This window comes from Commensalibacter sp. M0268 (genome assembly GCF_016101925.1).
GTDB lineage: Bacteria > Pseudomonadota > Alphaproteobacteria > Acetobacterales > Acetobacteraceae > Commensalibacter > Commensalibacter melissae.
In genome coordinates this window covers 1-21,602 of sequence record NZ_JACFPQ010000004.1, presented here as the reverse complement: position 1 = coordinate 21,602, position 21,602 = coordinate 1, and the positions used below count along the sequence as shown (strand labels likewise).

At 37.0% G+C, this 21,602-nt stretch carries 24 protein-coding genes and 1 tRNA gene; 17 read left to right on the top strand and 8 right to left on the bottom strand.

Annotated elements, in window-relative coordinates; all coding sequences use genetic code 11:
- Nucleotides 1-14: 14 nt before the first annotated feature.
- Nucleotides 15-1,190, bottom strand: coding sequence for a deoxyguanosinetriphosphate triphosphohydrolase (locus tag H3R28_RS07275; RefSeq protein WP_110439357.1), 1,176 nt, complete (start codon nt 1,188-1,190; stop codon nt 15-17).
- A gap of 337 nt (nt 1,191-1,527) precedes the next feature.
- On the opposite strand from H3R28_RS07275, the gene xth reads away from it, so the two are divergent.
- Complete coding sequence (gene xth, locus H3R28_RS07270; RefSeq protein ID WP_198210502.1) at nt 1,528-2,295, top strand: exodeoxyribonuclease III; 768 nt, start codon at nt 1,528-1,530, stop codon at nt 2,293-2,295.
- An 18-nt stretch (nt 2,296-2,313) separates the two neighbouring features.
- Here the strand turns inward: xth and H3R28_RS07265 are convergent, their stop codons facing one another.
- Both H3R28_RS07265 and H3R28_RS07260 read right to left on the bottom strand, forming a co-directional pair.
- Entirely contained in the window at nt 2,314-3,456 is a 1,143-nt protein-coding gene (locus tag H3R28_RS07265; protein ID WP_198210499.1) for a hypothetical protein, read from the bottom strand.
- Between the two features lie 76 nt (nt 3,457-3,532).
- Entirely contained in the window at nt 3,533-4,642 is a 1,110-nt protein-coding gene (locus tag H3R28_RS07260) for a hypothetical protein (protein ID WP_198210498.1), read from the bottom strand.
- A gap of 184 nt (nt 4,643-4,826) precedes the next feature.
- On the opposite strand from H3R28_RS07260, the gene H3R28_RS07255 reads away from it, so the two are divergent.
- From H3R28_RS07255 to H3R28_RS07185, 15 genes are all read left to right on the top strand, one after another.
- Complete coding sequence (locus tag H3R28_RS07255) at nt 4,827-5,735, top strand: hypothetical protein (RefSeq protein WP_198210496.1); 909 nt, start codon at nt 4,827-4,829, stop codon at nt 5,733-5,735.
- Between the two features lie 92 nt (nt 5,736-5,827).
- Nucleotides 5,828-6,391 carry a hypothetical protein gene (locus H3R28_RS07250; protein ID WP_198210495.1) on the top strand — a complete coding sequence of 188 codons (564 nt, stop codon included), beginning with the start codon at nt 5,828-5,830 and terminating at the stop codon, nt 6,389-6,391.
- A gap of 161 nt (nt 6,392-6,552) precedes the next feature.
- Complete coding sequence (gene glk, locus H3R28_RS07245; RefSeq protein ID WP_155566321.1) at nt 6,553-7,563, top strand: glucokinase; 1,011 nt, start codon at nt 6,553-6,555, stop codon at nt 7,561-7,563.
- A gap of 42 nt (nt 7,564-7,605) precedes the next feature.
- Nucleotides 7,606-7,746 carry a hypothetical protein gene (locus H3R28_RS07240; protein ID WP_196424823.1) on the top strand — a complete coding sequence of 47 codons (141 nt, stop codon included), beginning with the start codon at nt 7,606-7,608 and terminating at the stop codon, nt 7,744-7,746.
- A gap of 96 nt (nt 7,747-7,842) precedes the next feature.
- Entirely contained in the window at nt 7,843-8,397 is a 555-nt protein-coding gene (gene dcd, locus H3R28_RS07235) for a dCTP deaminase (protein ID WP_110439350.1), read from the top strand.
- A gap of 14 nt (nt 8,398-8,411) precedes the next feature.
- Entirely contained in the window at nt 8,412-9,677 is a 1,266-nt protein-coding gene (gene murA / locus H3R28_RS07230; RefSeq protein WP_198210494.1) for a UDP-N-acetylglucosamine 1-carboxyvinyltransferase, read from the top strand.
- Nucleotides 9,678-9,792: 115 nt separating this feature from the next.
- Nucleotides 9,793-10,491 carry an ATP phosphoribosyltransferase gene (hisG, locus tag H3R28_RS07225; protein ID WP_198210492.1) on the top strand — a complete coding sequence of 233 codons (699 nt, stop codon included), beginning with the start codon at nt 9,793-9,795 and terminating at the stop codon, nt 10,489-10,491.
- A complete protein-coding gene (gene hisD, locus H3R28_RS07220; protein ID WP_155568830.1) occupies nt 10,488-11,786 on the top strand; it encodes a histidinol dehydrogenase in 1,299 nt (432 codons plus the stop codon). Before hisG ends, hisD begins: the two co-directional genes overlap by 4 nt.
- 79 nt (nt 11,787-11,865) lie before the next feature.
- The gene (gene infA, locus H3R28_RS07215; RefSeq protein WP_110439346.1) at nt 11,866-12,084 is read left to right on the top strand and encodes a translation initiation factor IF-1; all 219 of its coding nucleotides are present in this window, start codon (nt 11,866-11,868) and stop codon (nt 12,082-12,084) included.
- Between the two features lie 2 nt (nt 12,085-12,086).
- Nucleotides 12,087-12,698 (top strand): nucleoside triphosphate pyrophosphatase, encoded by a 612-nt coding sequence (locus H3R28_RS07210; RefSeq protein ID WP_122122961.1) that lies wholly within the window; start codon nt 12,087-12,089, stop codon nt 12,696-12,698.
- Complete coding sequence (locus H3R28_RS07205) at nt 12,698-13,816, top strand: ribonuclease E/G (RefSeq protein WP_110439344.1); 1,119 nt, start codon at nt 12,698-12,700, stop codon at nt 13,814-13,816. Before H3R28_RS07210 ends, H3R28_RS07205 begins: the two co-directional genes overlap by 1 nt.
- A complete protein-coding gene (locus H3R28_RS07200; RefSeq protein WP_122122959.1) occupies nt 13,809-14,021 on the top strand; it encodes a DNA gyrase inhibitor YacG in 213 nt (70 codons plus the stop codon). The genes H3R28_RS07205 and H3R28_RS07200 overlap by 8 nt, the downstream gene beginning before the upstream one ends.
- 51 nt (nt 14,022-14,072) lie before the next feature.
- Nucleotides 14,073-14,148 (top strand) — tRNA-Phe (locus H3R28_RS07195).
- A 166-nt stretch (nt 14,149-14,314) separates the two neighbouring features.
- Nucleotides 14,315-14,764, top strand: a complete 450-nt coding sequence (locus H3R28_RS07190) for a hypothetical protein (RefSeq protein ID WP_198210488.1) — start codon at nt 14,315-14,317, stop codon at nt 14,762-14,764.
- A gap of 47 nt (nt 14,765-14,811) precedes the next feature.
- Complete coding sequence (locus H3R28_RS07185; protein WP_198210487.1) at nt 14,812-16,083, top strand: DUF4209 domain-containing protein; 1,272 nt, start codon at nt 14,812-14,814, stop codon at nt 16,081-16,083.
- A 7-nt stretch (nt 16,084-16,090) separates the two neighbouring features.
- Here H3R28_RS07185 and H3R28_RS07180 read toward each other — a convergent pair whose 3' ends face one another.
- The 3 genes from H3R28_RS07180 to H3R28_RS07170 are packed head-to-tail and all read right to left on the bottom strand — an operon-like array spanning nt 16,091 to nt 18,358.
- The gene (locus tag H3R28_RS07180) at nt 16,091-16,978 is read right to left on the bottom strand and encodes a hypothetical protein (protein ID WP_198210486.1); all 888 of its coding nucleotides are present in this window, start codon (nt 16,976-16,978) and stop codon (nt 16,091-16,093) included.
- 42 nt (nt 16,979-17,020) lie between these two features.
- Nucleotides 17,021-17,626, bottom strand: a complete 606-nt coding sequence (locus tag H3R28_RS07175) for a phosphatase PAP2 family protein (RefSeq protein WP_155566310.1) — start codon at nt 17,624-17,626, stop codon at nt 17,021-17,023.
- A gap of 3 nt (nt 17,627-17,629) precedes the next feature.
- Entirely contained in the window at nt 17,630-18,358 is a 729-nt protein-coding gene (locus H3R28_RS07170; protein ID WP_198210485.1) for a hypothetical protein, read from the bottom strand.
- 259 nt (nt 18,359-18,617) lie between these two features.
- On the opposite strand from H3R28_RS07170, the gene H3R28_RS07165 reads away from it, so the two are divergent.
- Entirely contained in the window at nt 18,618-19,313 is a 696-nt protein-coding gene (locus H3R28_RS07165) for a nucleoside triphosphate hydrolase (protein ID WP_155567636.1), read from the top strand.
- A gap of 4 nt (nt 19,314-19,317) precedes the next feature.
- Here H3R28_RS07165 and H3R28_RS07160 read toward each other — a convergent pair whose 3' ends face one another.
- Entirely contained in the window at nt 19,318-19,782 is a 465-nt protein-coding gene (locus tag H3R28_RS07160) for a hypothetical protein (protein ID WP_155580010.1), read from the bottom strand.
- A 186-nt stretch (nt 19,783-19,968) separates the two neighbouring features.
- Nucleotides 19,969-21,378: a carbohydrate porin gene (locus H3R28_RS07155; RefSeq protein WP_198210484.1), complete on the bottom strand. Its 1,410-nt coding sequence runs from the start codon at nt 21,376-21,378 to the stop codon at nt 19,969-19,971.
- Nucleotides 21,379-21,602 lie beyond the last annotated feature (224 nt).

The following is a 21,602-nucleotide window of genomic DNA, read 5'->3' as shown; positions in this document are numbered from 1 at the left end:
AATTATTTAGATTTTTACGACAAAATAGATAAATCGGTCAGTCTTTGATACTCTTCTATTGCATAACGATCTGTCATACCAGCAATATAATCCGTAATAACCCGTAAAATACCTGATTTCTGTTTTCTTTTTCCTGCCTCCAAGGCACGTATTTGCCATTTTTTGGGTAACAAATCAACATTTTCAGATAAAATCTCGAATAAATGCTGAACCAACAATTCCCCCTTTCGACTCATACGATTGACACGCCAATGCGAATATAAATTCTGATACAAGAATTTACGAATTTTTTGATTGCCTTCCATAATTTTAGGACTAAATTGCACGATCCCATATGTACAATTCCTGATATCCTCTGGCGTCTTCGGGTTCAAACCGCTTAAGTTGTCAGCAGTCTGTTTTTTCAAATCACGAACCAGACAATCGATAACCCGTCTTATTACTTCATATCTCAAACGCTTTTGAAGACTATCCTTAAATTTACATTGCTCCATTTGTTTTCTTGCTTCATATAAAGCCTCTCCAACAACGGGAAGATCTTCCAAATCTTTAAATTCTATCAATCCCGCACGTAAACCATCATCCAAATCATGGCTATGATAGGCAATATCATCGGAAATTGATGCTATTTGGGCTTCCGCTGATGCATAATTGAACAAATCCAAGGGATATGACCGATTAATCCGTTCTAAATAAGGGTCGGGATTGTCAACCGGCCCATTATGTTTGGCTAATCCCTCTAAACTTTCCCAAGTCAAATTGAGTCCATTAAAGGCAATATATTGTTGCTCCAATAACGTTACCTGTCTTAATGACTGGTCATTATGACTGAAACCGTTATAATCCTGCATCATCTTTGCCAGAGCCCTTTCTCCAGCATGTCCAAAGGGTGAATGTCCCAAATCATGTGCCAGCGCCAAACATTCTGTCAAATCCACATTTAATTTCAAAGCGCGAGCAACAGAACAGGCAATTTGCGCAACTTCTAACGAATGCGTCAAACGAGTTCGAAAAAAATCACCCTCGTGATTGATAAAAACCTGTGTCTTATATTGCAATACACGAAAAGCTGTAGAATGGATTACACGATCCCGATCTCTTTGCCAGGGGTTACGACCTTGTGCCTCCGTTTCAGGATAAAATCGTCCCCGAGCTGTTTTTTCCTGAACGGCATAAGGTGCTAGATTCATGATTGCCACGCCTAAATTTATCCAACATAATCAATTTAAATTATCCTGATCATTTATTATTCTAATTATATCATTATAAAATTGTAATAGTATATAGCTCTCAATTTATTTTAAAATACGACCAAAATTCAATGACTACAATCATATATGTGTTAGATTAAAATACAGCACTCTCGACTTTACATAATCCAATCATCCGGAATTTTATTTTTTCCAATCACAAAAAATCAAAGCTTAGAGACGAAAAGGATAATCTGTCCACCCTTGCCATCAAGATATAATGAGATTAATTTGACTGGAATTCAATTTGTATCTTTTCATACCAAGGATTATCCTGATGAAGCTTGCTAGCTGGAATGTTAACTCTATTCGCCAAAGACTTTCCCATGTTCAAAAATGGCTTCAAAAAGAACAACCTGACTGGCTCTTTTTACAGGAAATCAAATGCCAGAACGCACAGTTTCCATCGGAAAGTTTTAAAGCCTTAGACTATCATGTTATCGTACATGGACAAAAAGCCTATAACGGGGTTGCCACCTTAAGCCGCCATCCCTATAAATTGCTTCATACGGATTTACCTGATCTACAGAATACAAAAGACCATGCTCGATATCTCGAGATTGAGAGTCGAGGAATTCATCTCTGCAATTTATATTTGCCAAATGGTAATTCCGGCGGCGAAGAGGGATTTCAATTCAAAATGGATTTTATCAATGCATTAATCAAACATGCCCAATCCTTATTGAACGACAAACAAAACTGTATTTTTGCAGGTGATTTCAACATTTGCCCCACCGACAGTGATTTAACCACCAATATACTTTCTTCCGATGACGCATTGATCCGTCCGGAAAGCCGAAAGGGTTTTTATACGCTCTTATGGTTGGGTCTGTCGGATGCATTTCGCATTCTCCATCCTGATACAATCGAATATAGTTTTTGGGATTACACCAAAGCTGCATGGCAACGAAATGCAGGTCTTCGAATTGACCATGTTCTATTGTCAGCAAAAATAACTGAACAATTAAAAAATTGCTGGATTGATAAAGAGGAACGAGCCAAAACCCAACCTTCTGACCATGCCCCCATTGTCATTGAATTTTGATAAACAATCAACTATTCTTCAAACAGCCATCCAGCTTGTAGTTGTTCCTTTATAAGGTGTATCAAACTCCCTTATAACCTCGGCAAATTTTTGATGATCCAATAATATACAGGATGGATATTTTGCCTCTCCACGCAAAGCACGATAAAAATGACGGTTCAGTGCACGCGCGAACACTCCTGGGCCTGTCTTGTAGGCAATGAATAAACCCTGATGCAAATAACTATTCCGGTAAAGACTCAACATACATTCTTCTAGAATAGGACTTTTCGCAACAGAACCAAAAAAGTCATTATGAACAACATTATTATGCGTTAGAAAAAATACATGATCATAAATAGCAGGAGTTATTGAGTAAAATTTTTCAACAGATTGAATCTGAATATCAGCATCCAGCCACCAGCCACCATAATAGTTAATAACGTGAACTCTTAAAAAATCCGCCGCTTCAGCTGGATGACGAGCAGAAAGAAAGATTTGCCGTGCTTCAACACCGTAATTTTGATATAACCACTCTGTTGCTTCCGCCTTATCAAAAATTTTTAGGCTAAAATGACCAAGTTCTTTTAGAAATTGAAAATTATTACTTATTTCCTCCGGAGGATTCTGATCCCAATATAAAAATAAATTATTGGGAATAACACTAAAATCGGCCCTACCCACTTCTCTATTTTTAATCCCTATCGATGATACAGGATTAAAGATATTCATCATAATTGTAAGATAGATTGTATCGGCTTCCTCACCGGTATGAAATTCCTCATAACAATTTTGCATAATTCGAATGGCATTAAAAGCATCATTGTTTTCTCTATATTGTTTCCATCCAACCACAAAATTATATAAAGGAATACATAGATTTTTTAACTGTTCAAGTTCTTCCTGCTTTAACGGCAGACTTGCTTTCAGTAAAGCAACCTGACGGGCCATAAGTAAAACATGAGCCAATGGATATTGGGTTGGACTTTTGGAATGGGTATCAAACGCTATTTTATAGAAAAAAGCTGCCTCGGAATAAAAATGATTTGTCGAGAGAATGTTTGCAATATCAAACAAGGGATTTAAATCTTTTGCCCCATGATGTTTGAAAACATCCAAAGCTTGGGGACAAACAGATAAAATCTCCTCATAACCAACATCCAAATTCATATCATCAGTCATAATTTTAACTTTACCTTAATTATATATTCAATTCTAAAATTGCTTAATATTTCAAATATGAGACCACTATTGACTATCAAACTGAACTCCAGGTCCCTTTTTGTTTGTATGCAACTGGATATTGTTCAGTTAATTTGGAAAAAAATGAAGAATCCAAAATTTTCAAAGAAGGATATTTCAATTTTCTTTCTTTTATACAACGCGAATAAATTCTATTTAATGCTCTCATAAAAACACCCGGACCTGTTTTATAAGAAATAAATAAACCATCATATTTATAACAATTGTGATAGATAGACAACAAACAATCTTCTAAAAAAACGTTATGCGGTTGGGCTCCAAAAAGATCATTATGAACAAAATTTCCCTCCGTCAGAAAAAAAACCGCATCATAATTTGCCGGAATCATTTCAATAAACTGATTTTCAGAAACAATTTTCAAATCCGCATCTACCCAAAACCCACCCAATAGATTAATGACATGAACGCGCAAAATATCCGCAGCCTCTGCAGGATGTCTGGATTTTAGAAAAAGTTCCCTGGCATCACGCCCGTAATAGCCATATAACCATTCACAAGCCCTATCCCTGTCAAAAACCTCTACTTTAAAATGCTGGAAATTCTGATGATACTGAATGTTTTCCTTAACATCCTCCGGTAAATTCTGATCCCAGTAAAAAAAAATAGATTGAGGAATCTTATTCTTAACCATTCTCTCAGGGAAAATATCAGATTTCAATGCATCATAAATTAAACCAACGTTAATAGCATCAATTTCTTCACCTGTATGAAATTGTTCAAAAGTATGATCAATTTTCTTTATCGCCTGTAAAGCATCAATTTTTCCGCATCTATATTCTTCAACACCCCTAATATAATTCATCAAGGATGGGGAAAGCTCATGCAACCTTTGACAATCTTTTTCATCCAGATCTATACCGGCCTTTACCAAACACAACAGTTTAACCTGCAATAATATAGCTTCGCGTGGATGTGCTTCGGCTTCTAATTTACGATAATTAATCGCCTCTTGATAAAAAGCTGCTGCCTCTTCTAAAAAACCGTATAAATGTAAGTGATTAGCGATATTAAATGCCGTCATGACATCGTTACAGCCATGCTGATTATATAAATTTTCAGTCACTGGAGAACGTGCCGCCAGATCTTTTAAACTTTGTGCTTTCACTTTAACAATACCATCCTTACAAAATACAATTTAGAAAAAATACGAATTATATCTTACTGTTCCTTACTTGTAATAAAATAATGGAAGTTATAAAACATTATTTAATAAAAATATTCTTTGCTTTGCTTTACCACTTTCATATTATAATGCAATTAATTCTTTTTCGAGGCAATCAGGTATTCCAATGCGTAAATTATTTTACCTTTTAACTTTTTTTCCACTCTCAACATTCGCCAATATTTCAACGGCCTCATCCTCCCCTGATCCTAAAACTTATCCTTCCACAATAAAAAATGAGGAAATTCATTCCATCATTAAAGAAAAAGATTTTCATGACTGGAATGTGATTGTCGGTAAAAATCATGCCTCCCTTAACTGGAACAGAAATTCAACTTCCAATTTAAATTTATATATTACACCTTCCGAACACAGAATAACCCTTGATGTAACAGCCAAAAAAAATACTTATCGGGAATTCAAGCTTCCTTACATAACCTGGAACATCAGGGAAGTTTCCGTGACCCTAAACAAGACAAGGGATCATAATGGCTGGGTAACCTATTCTACCGCTATCTACACAGATAACATCACAAAATTCATTAATGCTTTGCAACACAGTTCACCAATGATTTTGAATCTTTCGATTTCAACCTCAATTCCAATTGACATGAATGGTGAACGATCTGCATTGAATTCTTTCATGAATGTAATCAAGGAAAAAAATCTGGAAGCCCCCCCTCCCCTAGTCACAAGAAAAACAAATCCTGAACCTGTTACCCCTCCTGACGGGATGTCTCCAGATTTAGTGCCTCTTTTTCAACAGGCTAATTATTATGTCAAAAAATGTATTGATCATGCCTCAGAACCATTAAATAGTCCAACCAGAAAATCAGTGTGTACAACACGTAACAGTTATTTAAAAAAGATGAAAGATAAAGGCTGGTGCTGGGGAAGCGGTGACCCTGACCAACATGATAAAAATAAAAATTGGCGACTATGCATCATGAGTCCTAAAGGAAGCGTTCCCAAGTTGAAAGAAAAGGTCCAAGAGGATTTGCAAAAGGCTCAATCCATGATGAAAGATCAAATTTAATTTATATAAACCAGAACAAATCATAGTTTTTGCTTTAAACTTCGGTTTTAAACCTTTACTCTAGAATTAATTTATGAAGGGTAACATATTCCATGATTTCTTTATCAAAAACATGTCAATTATTTGTTCTGGGTGTGAGTTTATTTACAACATCCTATTCTGTGACAACATATTCTGAAACTCTAAAAACAAAAAAAATAACCCGGCAAACCAACGAAAACATAAAATTTGGGGAATGGTTATATTATCCCCAATCTAATCCACCGACACTTGCCTGGTGGAATGAGAGAATGTCCCGAGCTGCACCAATCTTATATATTTCCTTTTCAGCTGAAAAAATCACACTCAATGCCGTAACGCCACTTTGGCCAAATACGGGAATTATTTTCTACCTGAATGATAAAACAGAAAAACAGGGCATCAATCTCATTCTTCAGAAAAGAGATCAGGAAAACTGCTATTATTCCGCGACAATAGATTTGGAAAACCGACAAAAATTTGTGAATAATCTTGTTACTGTACGTAAGGCTCGTCTGATCACACCCATTTCATCGCAATCTCTATCCCTGAAACAAGTCAATCAAGCTATGCAGCTTATAATAACAACACATCCAGAGATTAACTTAACCTTACCGAGCACAACCGCTTCGCAATAATCTAAAGAGATTGTTTTTAATCTTTACCCAAAAAATGCCTTAACGAATTTAACAAAAAGTTGAAAAAAATATTAAAAATCCTTAAATTAAATTCAAATTTATGTGAACAAAAATATTGTTAATATTATTTGTTTTAATCCTCTTAAATGGAGATTTTTATTATGTCCAACTCCAAGAATAACTCCACTCCTGTTGATGCTCCCATTGAAATTGTCGTTGCAGATATCGGAGGGACAAATGCACGTTTTGCAATTGCCAGGATACAAAATGGACAGGTCGTTACCATTGACAGCGAAACCATTTTAAAAACAGCAGATTATGCAACTTTGCAACTTGCATGGGATGCCTTTGGACAAAAGGTTGGCCGTCCTTTGCCTAAACAAGCCTCCATGGCAATTGCCTGTCCGATTCGAGGTGATATTCTCAAATTTTCAAACAGTCCATGGATCATTCGGCCCGCCCTTATTCCCCAACAGCTAAATCTGGAAAAGCTTGTTCTGATAAATGATTTTGAAGCAATTGGACATGCGATCGCAAACTGTCAAGAGGACCATCTTAAACATGTTTGTGGCCCAAGAAGAAAAGAAAGTCCTCAAGGAATAACCACAGTTGTCGGTCCTGGAACAGGACTGGGAGTTGCTTCTCTTGCATTCGATACAGACAAATATACCGTTATTCCAAGTGAAGGCGGACATTCCTCTTATGCCCCTTGTGACAATATCGAAATCAGTATTTTACGGTACCTGAAACAACATTATCGCAGGGTTTCCGCAGAACGGATCATTTCTGGTCCCGGATTGGGTAATATCTATGATGCGCTTGGCGCAAATGCCGGACTGCCTGTTACCCATCACAGCGATAGCAACCTATGGGAGGCCGCATTAAAGGGTACCGACCATCTTGCCACGGCTGCACTGGAACGGTTTTGTCTGAATTTGGGAACTTTCTGCTCCGACATGGCTCTGGTACAATTGGCCAACCGTGTTGTAATTAGTGGTGGCATCGGTCTTCTTATAGCCGATTATCTTCCCCATTCGGGTTTTGCAGAACGGTTTGTTGATAAGGGTCGCTTTGAAAGAATGCTGGCTGATATCCCTGTTGAAATTCTGACCTATCCACAACCTGGACTTTTAGGAGCGGCTGCGGCTTTTGCAGTCCAACATTTAAAATAGGCTTTGTTGATTCTTTTAAAAAATTAGGTAAATTGATTCATTATGAATAGTGAGCCAAAAAAAATAATTTTGAAAGATTCTATAACTCAACGTCGCGACAAGGAAGCCGCGGCGTTACGCGAGAATCTAAAACGCAGAAAAAAGCAACAGCGTGAAAGAAAAGAGCGAGAACCACTGACGTAAAATAATTTTTGTAAAGGTTTGTTTACAAAATACTTGTTTATCATTTCAAATTTATTTAATTAAAACGCAAAGATATTAAGGGTAGGGAGTAGCTTTATGCCAATTATGCCTGATCGCTGGATTAAAGAGATGGCTAAAGAAAAAGGAATGATTGAACCTTTCGCTGATAAACAGCATCGTCAGGGAATAATTTCTTATGGTGTATCATCTTACGGATATGACGCCCGCGTTGCAGACGAGTTCAAAATCTTTACAGATGTCGACAATGCCATTGTAGATCCTAAAAATTTTACGCCAAGCAGCTTTGTAACCCGTAAAACAGATGTATGCGTGATTCCGCCCAACAGCTTTGCTCTGGCCAGAACCGTGGAATATTTTCGTATTCCAAAAGATATCTTGGTCATCTGTCTGGGAAAATCAACATATGCACGCTGTGGCATAATTGTAAATGTCACTCCTCTGGAACCTGAATGGGAGGGGCAGGTTACGATTGAAATCAGTAATACCACTCCCCTTCCTGCCAAAATTTACGCGAATGAAGGAATCTGCCAGCTTCTTTTTCTCAAGGGCAGTGAACCTTGTGAAGTCAGTTATGCCGATAAAAATGGCAAATACATGAAACAGATGGGTGTCGCTACCCCTCGCTTATAAATGAAAAAAAAAGAATGGATCGCTTTTTAATCCGTGGGGGTAGACCCTTATATGGTGATATCGTCATTGGGGGGGCAAAAAACGCAGCTTTGCCAATCATGGCATGTGCCTTGCTTACCCCTGAACCTTTATCACTAAGAAATGTTCCAAGTATTGTTGATATACGTACCATGTGCGCACTTCTGCAACAACATGGTCTCACAATCACTTATAATGACAAGGATCCACATCATATCACTTTTCAAGGGGATATTGCAAACACCGAAGCTCCCTACAATATCGTTTCGAAAATGCGAGCTTCTATCCTTGTTCTAGGGCCCATTCTTGCACGTTGTGGTAAGGCCAAGGTCTCCCTGCCGGGAGGATGTGCAATCGGAACCCGTCCTGTTAATCTTCATCTGGATGCACTCAAAGCCTTGGGCGCTGAAATCGAAATTGATCAGGGATATGTTATTGCAACTGCACCCAAGGGATTACGTGGTGGTCGCTTTGTATTTCCATTTGTCTCTGTTGGCGCTACAGAAAATACAATCATGGCTGCCTGCCTTGCCAAAGGCAGAACGGAACTGCTGAATGCAGCCCGTGAACCTGAAATCTGCGATCTTATCGACTGCTTGATCGCGATGGGTGCAAAAATAGAGGGTAAAGGAACAAGTCATCTGATCATTGATGGCGTGGATCATTTACATGGCGCGGAACATTCCATCCTGTTTGATCGAATTGAATGCGGTACCTATGCCTGTGCAGCCGGTATTACAGGTGGAGAACTGCGCCTGATCGGAGCCGACATTCATGCCATGGGATCTGTTATTCATGCGTTGGAAGAGGCTGGGGTAGAGGTGTTTCCGGAAAAAAACGCCATTCTTGTCCGGCGCACGGGTGATTTAAGAGGCATTGATATCATGACAGAACCCTATCCAGGTTTTCCGACGGATATGCAGGCCCAATTCATGGCCCTTCTTTCAATTTCTGAAGGAGCGAGCATGATTACGGAAACAATTTTTGAAAACCGTTTCATGCATGTCCCAGAACTGAACCGTATGGGTGCAAGAATCAATGTTCATGGTTCTTCAGCAATTATTCGTGGTGTTCATTCCCTATCTGGCGCGCCTGTTATGGCAACGGATCTACGGGCTTCGTTTTCGTTAATCCTAGCCGGTCTGGCCGCAGCGGGAGAAACAAGCCTGAACAGGATTTATCATCTAGACCGCGGTTATGAAGCAGTTGATCAAAAATTGTCTGCCTGCGGTGCTCAAATTGAAAGAGTCAAGACTAAATAATATTTTCATTCCTCATAGAAGAGAACTTGTTTTATACCAATGATCTGATTATAGTTAAACCTTAAATTATTTAACAATTTTATTATAATCAGATCCACTTTTGCTTACACTTTAAATGTCTGTACCTGGCGTGAAATCAAACCCTCTTATTTTAGCCCTTCCTAAAGGAAGGATACTAAAGGATTGTATCCCTCTTCTTGAAACAGCCAATATTATACCAGAACCCGCTTTCTTTGATAAAGACAGCCGCCTTCTTCGCTTTAAGACAAATGACCCTGGGCTTGACATTATCCGCGTCCGTTCTTTCGATGTCGCAACATTTGTAGCTTTTGGCACGGCTTCTCTGGGTGTTTGTGGTTCCGATGTCCTGATGGAATTTGATTATTCGGATATTTATGCACCTCTTGATCTCAATATAGGACGCTGTCGTTTATCTATCGCGCAATTAGCGGATACAAAAAATAAAAATCTGGAAGACCCTGCGCGTTGGTCACAGATAAGTGTTGCAACCAAATATCCGAATATCACCCAACGTTATTTTGCCAGTAAAGGCGTGCAAGCAGATATCATTAATTTGCATGGTGCCATGGAACTTGCGCCTGTCTTGAAATTATCCAGCTTGATTGTGGATCTTGTCGATACAGGATCAACCCTAAGGGCCAATGGTCTACAGGAAATTAAAACGATTACACAAATCTCCAGCCGTCTCATCATCAATCGCACCGCCTTAAAAACACAATCTGCCCACGTTAATGCATTAATTGAACGGTTTCGCCAACTTGTTACCCTTCCAAACAATGAAGATATATCATGAAAATCATATCAACAAATCAACCGGATTTTAAAACATTTTTCTGTAATCTTCTTGCCGCGCGAACAGCAGACACTTCACAAGCAACAAAACCCGTAACAGAGATTCTACAGGCTGTAAAAAATGATGGCGATGATGCACTTTGTGAATATACCAAACGCTTTGACCGTTTGTTACTGTCTCCTACGGAATTACGGATCACAGAACAGGAAATAAAGCAAGCCTGCAAGAAAATTGATCCGGAATTGCTTGATGCACTTGATCTAGCCGCCCAACGAATTCAAAAATTCCATGAAAAACAATTGCCTCCCGATCTTGATTACCGGGATGATTGTGGATTTAATCTTGGGTATCGCTGGAATGCCATGGATTCCGCCGGATTATATGTTCCAGGAGGTACCGCTGCCTATCCTTCATCCGTTTTAATGAATGCTATCCCGGCCAAGGTTGCTGGAGTCAAACGGTTGGCAATGTGTGTCCCGACCCCGGATGGCCATCTAAACCCTCTCGTCTTGGCTGCGGCTTATAGGGCAGGTGTTACCGAAATTTACCGTGTTGGTGGAGCACAAGCCATTGCCGCCCTGACCTTCGGGACACAAACCATTGAGTCCGTTGACTATATTGTTGGTCCTGGCAACGCCTATGTCGCCGAAGCAAAAAGACAGGTTTTCGGTTTGGTCGGAATTGATAGCGTCGCAGGCCCCTCCGAGGTTGTGGTTGTTGCTGACCGGCATAATAATCCAACGCATATCGCCCTGGATCTTTTGGCACAAGCGGAACATGATACCATGGCACAATCAATCTTTATTACTGATAATGAGGAATTTGCCCATCAAGTTTCGCTAGCTGTCAATGAACAATTGAAAAGTCTTTCACGAAAAGAAATAGCGGAAACAAGCTGGAAAAATCATGGTGCTATTCTTATTGTAAAATCCTGGGAAGAAGCCATTCCCCTTATCAACCGGATTGCCCCTGAACATCTGGAGCTCATGCTTGAAAATCCAGATGACCTATTCAGCAAAATCAAACATGCCGGCACAATATTCATTGGAAAATGGTGTCCTGAGGCAATTGGAGATTATGTTGGCGGTCCCAATCATGTTTTGCCAACCAGTCGTACTGCACGTTTTTCATCCGGATTATCGGTTTTTAATTTTCTTAAACGAACGACTTTCCTTAAAAGCGATGAAAAGGGTATTGAAAAAGTGGGACCTGCTGCAGTGGCGATAGCAAAAACTGAGGGTTTAACCGCACATGCTTTAAGTATTTCCTCCCGTTTGGACAGTTTGCATAAATAAAACTGGACATTTTTCAATATTCATCGTTATGGTAAGAACAAAATTAATTGTTTTAACTTGAAGGATATATATACTAAAAATGTCTAAAGAAGATATGATCGAATTCAACGGAACTGTTACTGAACTTTTGCCGAACGCAATGTTTCGTGTAAAATTGGATAATGAACATGTTATTTTGGCCCACACCAGCGGTAAAATGCGCAAGAACCGTATTCGTGTTTTGGCGGGTGATCGCGTAAGCGTTGAAATGACTCCTTACGATTTAACCAAAGGTCGCATCACGTTCCGCTTTAAATAATAATGCATCATTCCTCTTTCTTGATGGAAAATTCTGATTTTCCAATTACACTGGCCTCCGCATCACCAAGACGTTTACAACTGCTTGAACAAATCGGCATTAATCCTGAAAAAATCGTTCATCCTCGAATTAATGAAACGCCCCAAAAAAAAGAATTGCCCAGACAGTATGTTCAGCGCCTTGCACAGGAAAAACTATCGGCCGGCAGGGAACTCTCTCTTGAATCACCCATGATTTTAGCCGCTGATACGGTTGCGGCAGCAGGACGACGTATTTTAAATAAAACGAAAGATGTAAAAATCGCGGAAAAACAATTACGTTTACTGTCTGGTCGAAGACATAGAGTTTATACAGCTGTTATATTGTATAATGCAAAGACACAACGGATCTCCTCACGTCTTGTCTGTACTATCGTGCATTTTTCACGATTGACTGATAAACAACTCTTTTCTTATTTAGAAACCGATGAATGGAAAGACAAGGCTGGATCCTATGCCATTCAGGGTTATGCCGCCAGTTTTATCAAATCCATAAATGGGAGCTACAGTAATGTTGTCGGTCTTCCATTATTTGAGACAGCCCAGCTTATACGCGGTCAAGGATTAATCCCCTGATGCCTCAAATCTGGGTTATTTCAGCGCCTGGTCTAATACATATTGCCGTTACCCATCATGACACTCTCTTAGATTATGCCTTGTGGTATCCTGGATTTCCTGATGGTTTCGGGGACATTTACTATGGTCGGGTTACCGCCCATTTACCTGCATTAGGTGGAGCCTTTATTCTTCTGGGTAAAAACATATCCGGTTTTTTGCCTGATAATGCAGGTGCCAAAAATCTGCACAATGGCGATAAAATAATTGTCAAAGTCTCACGAAGTGCCCAGAATGGAAAAAATGTCCGTTTGGATACCAAAAACCTATCTATCAATATCCAGAAAAGCACTGAAACACATCTGATCCAACAAGGACCGTCTCCTTTAGAAGATCTTTCAAGATTTTGGGAAAATTTACCAATCATAATTGATGATCCGCACCTTATTCATATCATACCAAGTTCGTTGCATAATCGCGTTCAAATTGCGCAGACCTCCTGTCCAAGCATTATATCGGAACAGATTGAGACATTAATGGAATCATCCGTTAAATTACCAAAAGGAATTCAAGCATCAATTACCCCGACCCCGGCTCTCGTCGCTATTGATATGGATAGTGTAAGCCATAGCCAAGAAAATCAAACAAAAATAAAGGCGCAATTTGACGCAAACCGTATCGCTTTGCCACCATTATTGCATCAAATAAAATTGCGTAATCTATCAGGTGCAATTTTTATTGATCTAATAGGTCTGCCAATCAAAAAAAGACGTTTATTACAACAGGACATCAATGACGCATTGGCCAATGATCCATTATCCCCCCGATTATTGGGATTTACGCACCTGGGATTGGCCGAAATCGTTCGAATGAGAAAACGCCCACCCCTTCATGAACTATTAACCTCAGATCACGGAAAAGCTGTTAAGATCCTTGCGAAGGTCATGCTGGAATTCAATTCAGTCAATCACCATTACCGTTATCATCTTTTAAAATTGAAACTTCATCCCCATTTATATCAGGCATTACTAAAGGATGAATATGCCATTAAAGATTTTGAACGACGATGTTCTATATCGCTACAACTAAAAGCGGATTTAACGTTTAAACCTCAAGAATGGGATTTTTCTTATGAATAAACCTGCGTTACATTGTCCTATCTGTAAAAAACCGGCCCAAGAAAAATTCAAACCATTTTGTTCTAAACGATGCGCCGATATTGATCTAGGTCGTTGGTTTTACGAGGATTATCGCATTGCATCCCTTCCACAAAATGAAGAGGAAGAAAAAGAATTGCTAAATTCCATAAAAGAAAGACTTGATCCTGATCCCAATGTAGGGTAAATGCTTTGTATACATTGATTCGCGTCAAATACCGAAAGCGAATATCAAGATGCCCAAGTAGCTCAGTCGGTAGAGCAAGCGACTGAAAATCGCTGTGTCGGTGGTTCGATTCCGCCCTTGGGCACCATAAAAATTAATTATATATATATTATTTAGTAGTTTGCAGTGATTTGCCACAAAACACTGATCTCTCTTCAATTTTAATTTAATTTCATTAAATTTCATTTCGTTTGTAATATTTTATTCGAAACAAATTTAACCTTGATTTAAAATCATGAAAGAAATTTAAAACAATGAAAGGTTCGCCAAAACTAACGCGAGAGGCATTTCTTGAATGTAATTGGAAATATGAACCAGAACAAAACCATGTTTTTTACGATAAACTTCACTCCAGTTTAAAAAAAATTGCAAAAGAAAAACTAGATATTGGACAGCAAGAACAATATGAAATTTTTGAATTGTTAGCGGAAATTTCTTTAATGTATTTAGATGCTGATAATAAAGATAAACCTTTTAGGGCTTTTTTTATAAATAAACTAGGACAACGTACTAAAGAACCTTCAGATCTTACAAAAGAAGAGCTTGAATTCTTAAGCCTTATATTAAATGACATTCCTGAACCATCGTTAAAAGCAAAAATAGCCGATATTTTATGGCTTGTTCAAGAACCAAAAAATTATAAATATGCCCAAATCGCAATTGATTCATACACTTATTACACTTTTGACAACAAAAAAATGTAAGTTTTCTGTTCCAAGATTTGAACAAATACTACGAACGTGCGATTTATTTGTGTCAACAGATAAATGATAATAATCAATTAGATAAAATACTATCTAAATTGACATATGTTTTTAAAAATGAAAATGACAGTGGACTAATATTAATATTAGCAGAATTAATAGATAAAACAAAAAATAAGGATGTATTACAAAAAATTGTAATGCCTAAATTATATCAAGAGGCAATTCAACTTAAAAATGAAAATAATTTTCATTTATCAATAAAAATTTTAGAATTTCTAAATAGTAAATATAAACAGTTTCACGATAGAGAAAATGAAATAAAATCTCTTTTCAACATAGCCGAATATCATGAATATCATGGAGATTTTAGATATAAAAATAATGATTGTAGCGCTTATTCTATTTATGGGGAAGCTTTACAAACATATAATAAAATACCTAAAAAAAATCGAAACGATTACGATGTAGATAATAAAATACACAACCTTCATGCTAAATTAAAAGAATCTAACCAAATAGTGTTAGCAAATATGCGTAAAATATATATAGGCCCCATTGATATTACAAATTCAGTGCAAGAATTTGTACAACGCATTTCAAACAAAACAGATCCTATCAAAACTCTCAAATATTTTACCGATTTAAGTATTGATTATCAAGATCTTGTTCAAAATGCTGTAAAAGAATCAGATCAATTTTTTTTCTCTAATTTATTTACAAAAGATTATAGAAGTGATGATGGACGTATAATCGCAAAAATCTCACCTGACGATCCAAAAAATAAATTAAATGAAAAAATACAAGAAAATTATAGATTAATTATTTATACAAACATATCATTGATTAATGAAGGGCTGAACCAACTTCATAAAGAAGATAAATTTTCAAAAGAAATTTTTGAAAATATCTGTCATAAATCTCCTATTGTTCCTAAAAATCGGGAAAAAATCACGGCAAACGCCCTGTGGTCAGGTTTTCAAAAGGATTTTATAGCTGCTATTTATCTACTTTGCCCGCAAGTCGAAAATATTATAAGAGATCAACTTAAAAAAATTAAAGTTCGTACCAGCAATTTGGATAAAAATAATATTGAAACATATAATAGCCTGAATACTCTTTTAAAATCACCTGAAATAGAAAAAATTTTAGATGTAAATTTACTTTTTGAATTTAAAAGTTTATTTATTGATCCAATAGGCTTTAATCTTCGTAATAATACCGCTCATGGACTACTAGATGATAATGAAGCATCATCATCAGCATCCATTTACGCTTGGTGGTTCATTTTAAAATTGATTATCCATTCAATAAAGTGAAACAAGATCAACAAAAATCATTACTATCGTCTATAAAACGACCTGCAAAAGTGTTTAACCTGTTCTTAATTTCTTCAGGTATCATAAATCGATCAAAATAGTAATTTTTAATTTTATTCAATTTTTTTTCCACCAATTCATCATGATAATCGCCCATCATACCATTAATTGTCGATAAATATTGAAAAGTCTGATGATGATAATCTGATGGAAACAAAACATCAAAAGTACCATAGGTGGCTGCAATCATACTGATTGTTTTTCTCATGTTATGAAACTCATGAGCTGTTATAGTTACATGTGTTTCAAGCTCTTTCTTAATGATTTCCAGTCTTTTTCGAAAATATTTTACAAAGCTTTTCAGGTTGCAGGGAAAAAAGCAATTTACTTCCCGTTTTAATAAATACAACCCTTTTTCATGCCAAATATAATCCAGAAATACCGCCCTTGGTTTTACAATGAGAGATTTCCTGTTTTTGAAGCCATCCTGTAATTTGCCTAATAAACCCGTCATCTTGCCAAGCCAGTACGGTCTACAATGGCGTTCATCAAAAGCCCTATATGCATAGCACAAATGTTTGAATTTGGCCCTTACCTTCTTGTAAACGGCTTTATTTTCCTTGGATAAATGGCAAGAGTATCTCAAGGAATGCAAAATATTCATAAATGCGGGTTCCATAACCCCTTCCACCCATAATTGACGACTAATCATAAAACCGTCAATCAGTTGATCCTGTGTATAATCAAATACAAGTTTGTCAGGTAATGAAACATTGAGGTGAATTTCATCATCCACCAAAATCATTTCATATAGCTGATCACATTGAAAACGAGAAAAATGGAAACCCTCAAATTGTATAATATTCTGTGGCTTGGTAAAAAATTTAAAATTCACGATATTTCCGCTATAAAATTAATACAGTAAAAACCTGCCTGATTATAAAATATAATCTAGCAATTTTTGAACAAATACAGTATTTCTAATCCCCATCATAAAAGCAAACCACATGATCGCACATCCCCATCCTGCCAGTATATCACTTATCCAATGCGCTCCCAATGCCAAACGCGACCATCCCACTAAAAAAACCCATATCAATGATATCCAACAAACCAAACTGTAATTTCTTAAACAGTATAATATAATCAACACAAACATCAGTCCATTGACTGCATGTCCACTTGGAAAACTGGCGGTTGTCGCATGAATATGAGAAAATGGAAAAGCGGGCCTTGCTCTAACAATTATATTTTTCATTAAAAGAAAAACCAGACGCGCTGAAATCAAGATTACAAACAGCCAAACCGCGTCTCGATGCGAACGATAAATCCAGACCCATAATATGAATATTAAGCTTAAGGGAAGAACAACCGCAAATGAACCCGATTTAGATACAAGTCTATTCCAATAAATCAAGCTACTGTCATGATCAGAAAGCAAAACACCATTGAGTTTCTGATCCAGATCTGTGCAAAGGAATAAAAAAACAGCAAATAAAAGAAAAATAAAACCTATTAAAAATAGCATTTTATGATTGAACAATAATTAATTCCTTATTTTCCCTTCGCTATATGCAATTTCTACTTTCCTGATTGCCCGCATAGCTGTTTCATAAACTTCTTTATAAGGCAAAGAAGCATCAATATCAACAATTGGTGCCCCTCTGAATTTTAATTTTTGAGTGGCTTCCACTTTGATTTTTAACAAATTATAATCGTGATCCTGTTTACGTTGATATGCGGTATCAACATCAATGTTCAACCGAATTATCAAGTCCGGTTTTATGGAAGCCATGTAATCATAAAGCCTGTATTCTGTTTTAACAAGAAACTGGATAAAACGGTTTTGCGTATGTGCAGCTGACAAACCGGGTCCGTCATAAAATCCTACAACATCTGTCTGAGGATAGCGATCCGCAATAATCAAAACCCCCTGTTTTCTTAATTTCAACATTTTTTTAAAATTAAGAAAACGAACACAGGAAAAAAAGAAAATAACCAAGGCCGTTAAAACACCAGGAATTTTTTTTCCCTTGGTACGGGCCGTTCCCGCTTTCTTATCGATTATACGTCCAAGTATTTTTCCCCCAAATCTGAATTGACTGATCTTTCGACCAATATTTCCTGATCCTTGGCCCAAATAACAGCACTTTGCAGATCGCTCTTGATTTAATGCTTCAGCAAGATCAAAACTTAATGTTGATTTTCCTGATCCATCACAACCGACTAATGCAATTAATGGGCCCTGATTTTCAGTTGATCTTTTTTTATGCATATATAATCTTCTAAAATATAACAGATTTATGTATATAATTATGGATATCTTTGGAACACAAGTTTTAACTTAAAGCCTGATTTGCTTTAAGTTACTGATTCTATACTGAAAAATTCCAAGGAATTTCCAACCTAACAGACTAGGAAAGGTTGTCTTATAATACAGTTTTCATTGACTAACAAATCAAATTTGACCGTAATCTATTGAAATATAGAAAGATTACGATATCCCATTTAAATAACCAAGAGATATATAATTTATGACACAATCTTCTACGCCACCGATTATTGCTATTATTGGGTGCGACGGATCTGGCAAAACAACAGTCTGTCTGGAATTGGAACGCTGGTTGAATTCAGTTCATCCTACAAAATTATGCCACTTGGGCAGACAAACGGGAAATATAAGAAGACGTCTGATTAAACTTCCGTTTCTAGGGAAAAAACTTGATAAAAATATTACCAAGACCAATAAACAGGCTAAATCAAAAGAAGGACCGAACGCATTATTGGCATTGGGAATATTCATAATGTCTCTGCGTCGCGTTTATCGCTTTTACAGGATGCTTTCACTGCGTAAGCAAGGCTTTTACATTCTTACTGACCGATTTCCCCAAGTTGCCGTTATTGGTGGACTGGATGGACCTGATCTGACAACAGAAAACCCAGCGTCGTCCATAACACGCCTGCTCACAAAGCTTGAACGATCACTTTATAACTGGATGATCAACCATACACCCGATCTGGTTATACGGCTAAACGTAACCGTTGAAACAGCCCAACAGAGAAAACCTGATCATCGCCTTGAATCAATGATCAAAAAAATTGGAACATTACAACAGTTAACCTATAATGGTGCCCCCATTATTGATATTGACAATAATACACAACCCATTGAAGAAACCATTAATCAGGCTAAAAAAGCAATTGCCGAAAAATTAAATATTGTTTCATGAACGTTTAATAATTTGGTTCATATATCGGCATTGCTCTACGAAAAACGTTACGTGTTTTATTTTGAGTTGGATCCGCTGTTTGAGGAAGCGGTGCATTAATACCAATATCATGATGACCACGTTGACGTTTACTGTTCACCCAACCTTGTTCAGCATTCAAATGGCCTTTATCACCCCTTGTATAATGATTGGGAAGTAACAAGGCGGGCTTGTTTTCCTGTTTTAAAGATTGATAATGTTCAACCCTTTGATTCCCCTGCATTTTTTGCCTGATGGTTGAAGGAATGGAATCCACGTCTTTAATCGTTTGTTGCGGCGTGTTTTCATCTTCTTTTTTTTCAACCGTCTTTGGAGGGGGAACATGGTGATGATGGTGGTGACGTGCGAAACAAGATAAGAACGGAATCATTGAATTTACCATCAATCCCCCAATTATCCCCAAAATCAATCTATTTCCTTTTTGTTTCATTAAAGAAAAACCACCTTTTTTCAGTAAATTTTAAACTGTATTAATTATACATTATATTAAAGGGAAAATAAAAATACGCACTACAAATTATTACCTATTTATTCATTAATTTACAATATAATGAAACGATACAAGGATTTCACATCTTATAAGTATAGATTGAACAAAAACCTCTGAATAAATTTTCTAAAAATTAATATTGGTTTTTAACCCAATAACAAAAGCATCTTTGTAGGCTTTAGTGGCAGCAACATGATGAAAATATTCGACAACTGGCATGACCATAACACCCCGATAAGCAGAAATACCATAATTCAATTCAAACAAAGCAGAATTTGTCTGTGCTGCGGGTGCACCATTCAATAATGACAAAACCTTCGCATTAAAAGGGGAAGACAATTGCGTCATTTGATATTTTTGTGCATATTTTAAACTCTTAGGCACTGTATAATAGGTAAACATGAAACCTATTTGGTCATAGGGTCTTTTCTTCCAAAATCCCTTATTAATAAAACCTACATTATAAAGATCCTTAAATGTAGAAGTTGTTGTTGAATCATGTCCATAATTCAAAATTAAATATAATCCATGATCTTTCTTGGGGTCATTACGAAAAATCATCTGATCCATCATAACCCAAAATTGACTGCGATTATCTCTTTTATTTCCTTTTACAGCCTGTGCAGACCAGGTTTGAAAACGACTGGTATCAAGACCAGCACCTATATGATAATATCCCGTTAAATTATCTTTACCAAATTCAGAGTTATAACTGTATTCAATTGGTATAAAAACACCTGTTGCAGCATTCGTACTCCAGTCAAAACCTGCGACACCCCCTTTACCGGTTCCCCATGGAGAACTTTCATAAGCACCCAATTGGAAGTAACTTTGTTTTGTTAAATGAAATAAAAATCTAATCCCCCAAACAGTTCCAGGCCAGGGTGTGAAACCTTGTTGGGACTGAATACTCCTGGGTTGACCACAAGTTGCAATTAACATAAACTGACATGCGAATGGACTTGATGCAAATTCATTTCCAACACTTAACCGTCCTGCACGAATATTGACCTGATCTTTCCATAACTGTTGTTCAATATAAATATAATTCATATGAAATAATCGGTCATATCCACCCCCATATATTTCCTGGGCCTGAATTTGTGAATCCCCAACATAATCGGAACTGGCATTGCGCCCAGCTAGATTTAAAATCATCGCATGAGTTGAAAACCCTTTAAAACCTGCAATTTTCTCCCAATCCATATCAACTGAAAAAGCAATCTGATGTGCATAATCGACACCCTTTCTACGTCCTCCCCTTACAATACCTGCTGTTTCACCTGTCCAGCTTAAAGCAAACTGCACACCATGAGGATCCAACTTTTCATTTAATTTATGGAAAAATAATTCACCATCTGAATCGTAAGGTACACTTTTACCATTTTGGTCTAATGTATCAATTTCATGATCAGAATAAGTCTGTGAAAAAACGCATTTAGAATAGTAAACACTGTAAAAAAAACTAAAATGAAACAAAAAAAGAATTTTAAACCAAGTCTGGTTAATAGAATTGTAAGTTTTTTTTTGAGTCATAATCTCCTTTCATAGAATTGACTTGCAGAAAAATAATATTCTTTTAATGAACCAGACCTGCAAATTAAAAGCAATTAACAAGCAATATATAAATATCAAATTAAATTTTAAACTGATATGACAAGTAAAATTTGTTTAAGTGATGATATAGCAATTTTGAGTGGAAGTTATTGGGAGCGGGGAGAGGATTTGAACCTCTGACCTTCAGGTTATGAGCCTGACGA

What these genes read in the sequence shown, in the direction of transcription:
- H3R28_RS07170 (WP_198210485.1), bottom strand. Translation starts at nt 18,358, where the DNA reads ATGCATAAAAAAAGATCAACTGAAAATCAGGGCCCATTAATTGCATTA.
- H3R28_RS07205 (WP_110439344.1), top strand. Translation starts at nt 12,698, where the DNA reads ATGCCTCAAATCTGGGTTATTTCAGCGCCTGGTCTAATACATATTGCC.
- xth (WP_198210502.1), top strand. Translation starts at nt 1,528, where the DNA reads ATGAAGCTTGCTAGCTGGAATGTTAACTCTATTCGCCAAAGACTTTCC.
- H3R28_RS07240 (WP_196424823.1), top strand. Translation starts at nt 7,606, where the DNA reads ATGAATAGTGAGCCAAAAAAAATAATTTTGAAAGATTCTATAACTCAA.
- H3R28_RS07275 (WP_110439357.1), bottom strand. Translation starts at nt 1,190, where the DNA reads ATGAATCTAGCACCTTATGCCGTTCAGGAAAAAACAGCTCGGGGACGA.
- H3R28_RS07250 (WP_198210495.1), top strand. Translation starts at nt 5,828, where the DNA reads ATGATTTCTTTATCAAAAACATGTCAATTATTTGTTCTGGGTGTGAGT.
- H3R28_RS07165 (WP_155567636.1), top strand. Translation starts at nt 18,618, where the DNA reads ATGACACAATCTTCTACGCCACCGATTATTGCTATTATTGGGTGCGAC.
- murA (WP_198210494.1), top strand. Translation starts at nt 8,412, where the DNA reads ATGGATCGCTTTTTAATCCGTGGGGGTAGACCCTTATATGGTGATATC.
- H3R28_RS07190 (WP_198210488.1), top strand. Translation starts at nt 14,315, where the DNA reads ATGAAAGGTTCGCCAAAACTAACGCGAGAGGCATTTCTTGAATGTAAT.
- H3R28_RS07160 (WP_155580010.1), bottom strand. Translation starts at nt 19,782, where the DNA reads ATGAAACAAAAAGGAAATAGATTGATTTTGGGGATAATTGGGGGATTG.
- glk (WP_155566321.1), top strand. Translation starts at nt 6,553, where the DNA reads ATGTCCAACTCCAAGAATAACTCCACTCCTGTTGATGCTCCCATTGAA.
- dcd (WP_110439350.1), top strand. Translation starts at nt 7,843, where the DNA reads ATGCCAATTATGCCTGATCGCTGGATTAAAGAGATGGCTAAAGAAAAA.
- H3R28_RS07265 (WP_198210499.1), bottom strand. Translation starts at nt 3,456, where the DNA reads ATGACTGATGATATGAATTTGGATGTTGGTTATGAGGAGATTTTATCT.
- hisG (WP_198210492.1), top strand. Translation starts at nt 9,793, where the DNA reads ATGTCTGTACCTGGCGTGAAATCAAACCCTCTTATTTTAGCCCTTCCT.
- H3R28_RS07210 (WP_122122961.1), top strand. Translation starts at nt 12,087, where the DNA reads ATGCATCATTCCTCTTTCTTGATGGAAAATTCTGATTTTCCAATTACA.
- H3R28_RS07200 (WP_122122959.1), top strand. Translation starts at nt 13,809, where the DNA reads ATGAATAAACCTGCGTTACATTGTCCTATCTGTAAAAAACCGGCCCAA.
- H3R28_RS07155 (WP_198210484.1), bottom strand. Translation starts at nt 21,378, where the DNA reads ATGACTCAAAAAAAAACTTACAATTCTATTAACCAGACTTGGTTTAAA.
- infA (WP_110439346.1), top strand. Translation starts at nt 11,866, where the DNA reads ATGTCTAAAGAAGATATGATCGAATTCAACGGAACTGTTACTGAACTT.
- hisD (WP_155568830.1), top strand. Translation starts at nt 10,488, where the DNA reads ATGAAAATCATATCAACAAATCAACCGGATTTTAAAACATTTTTCTGT.
- H3R28_RS07255 (WP_198210496.1), top strand. Translation starts at nt 4,827, where the DNA reads ATGCGTAAATTATTTTACCTTTTAACTTTTTTTCCACTCTCAACATTC.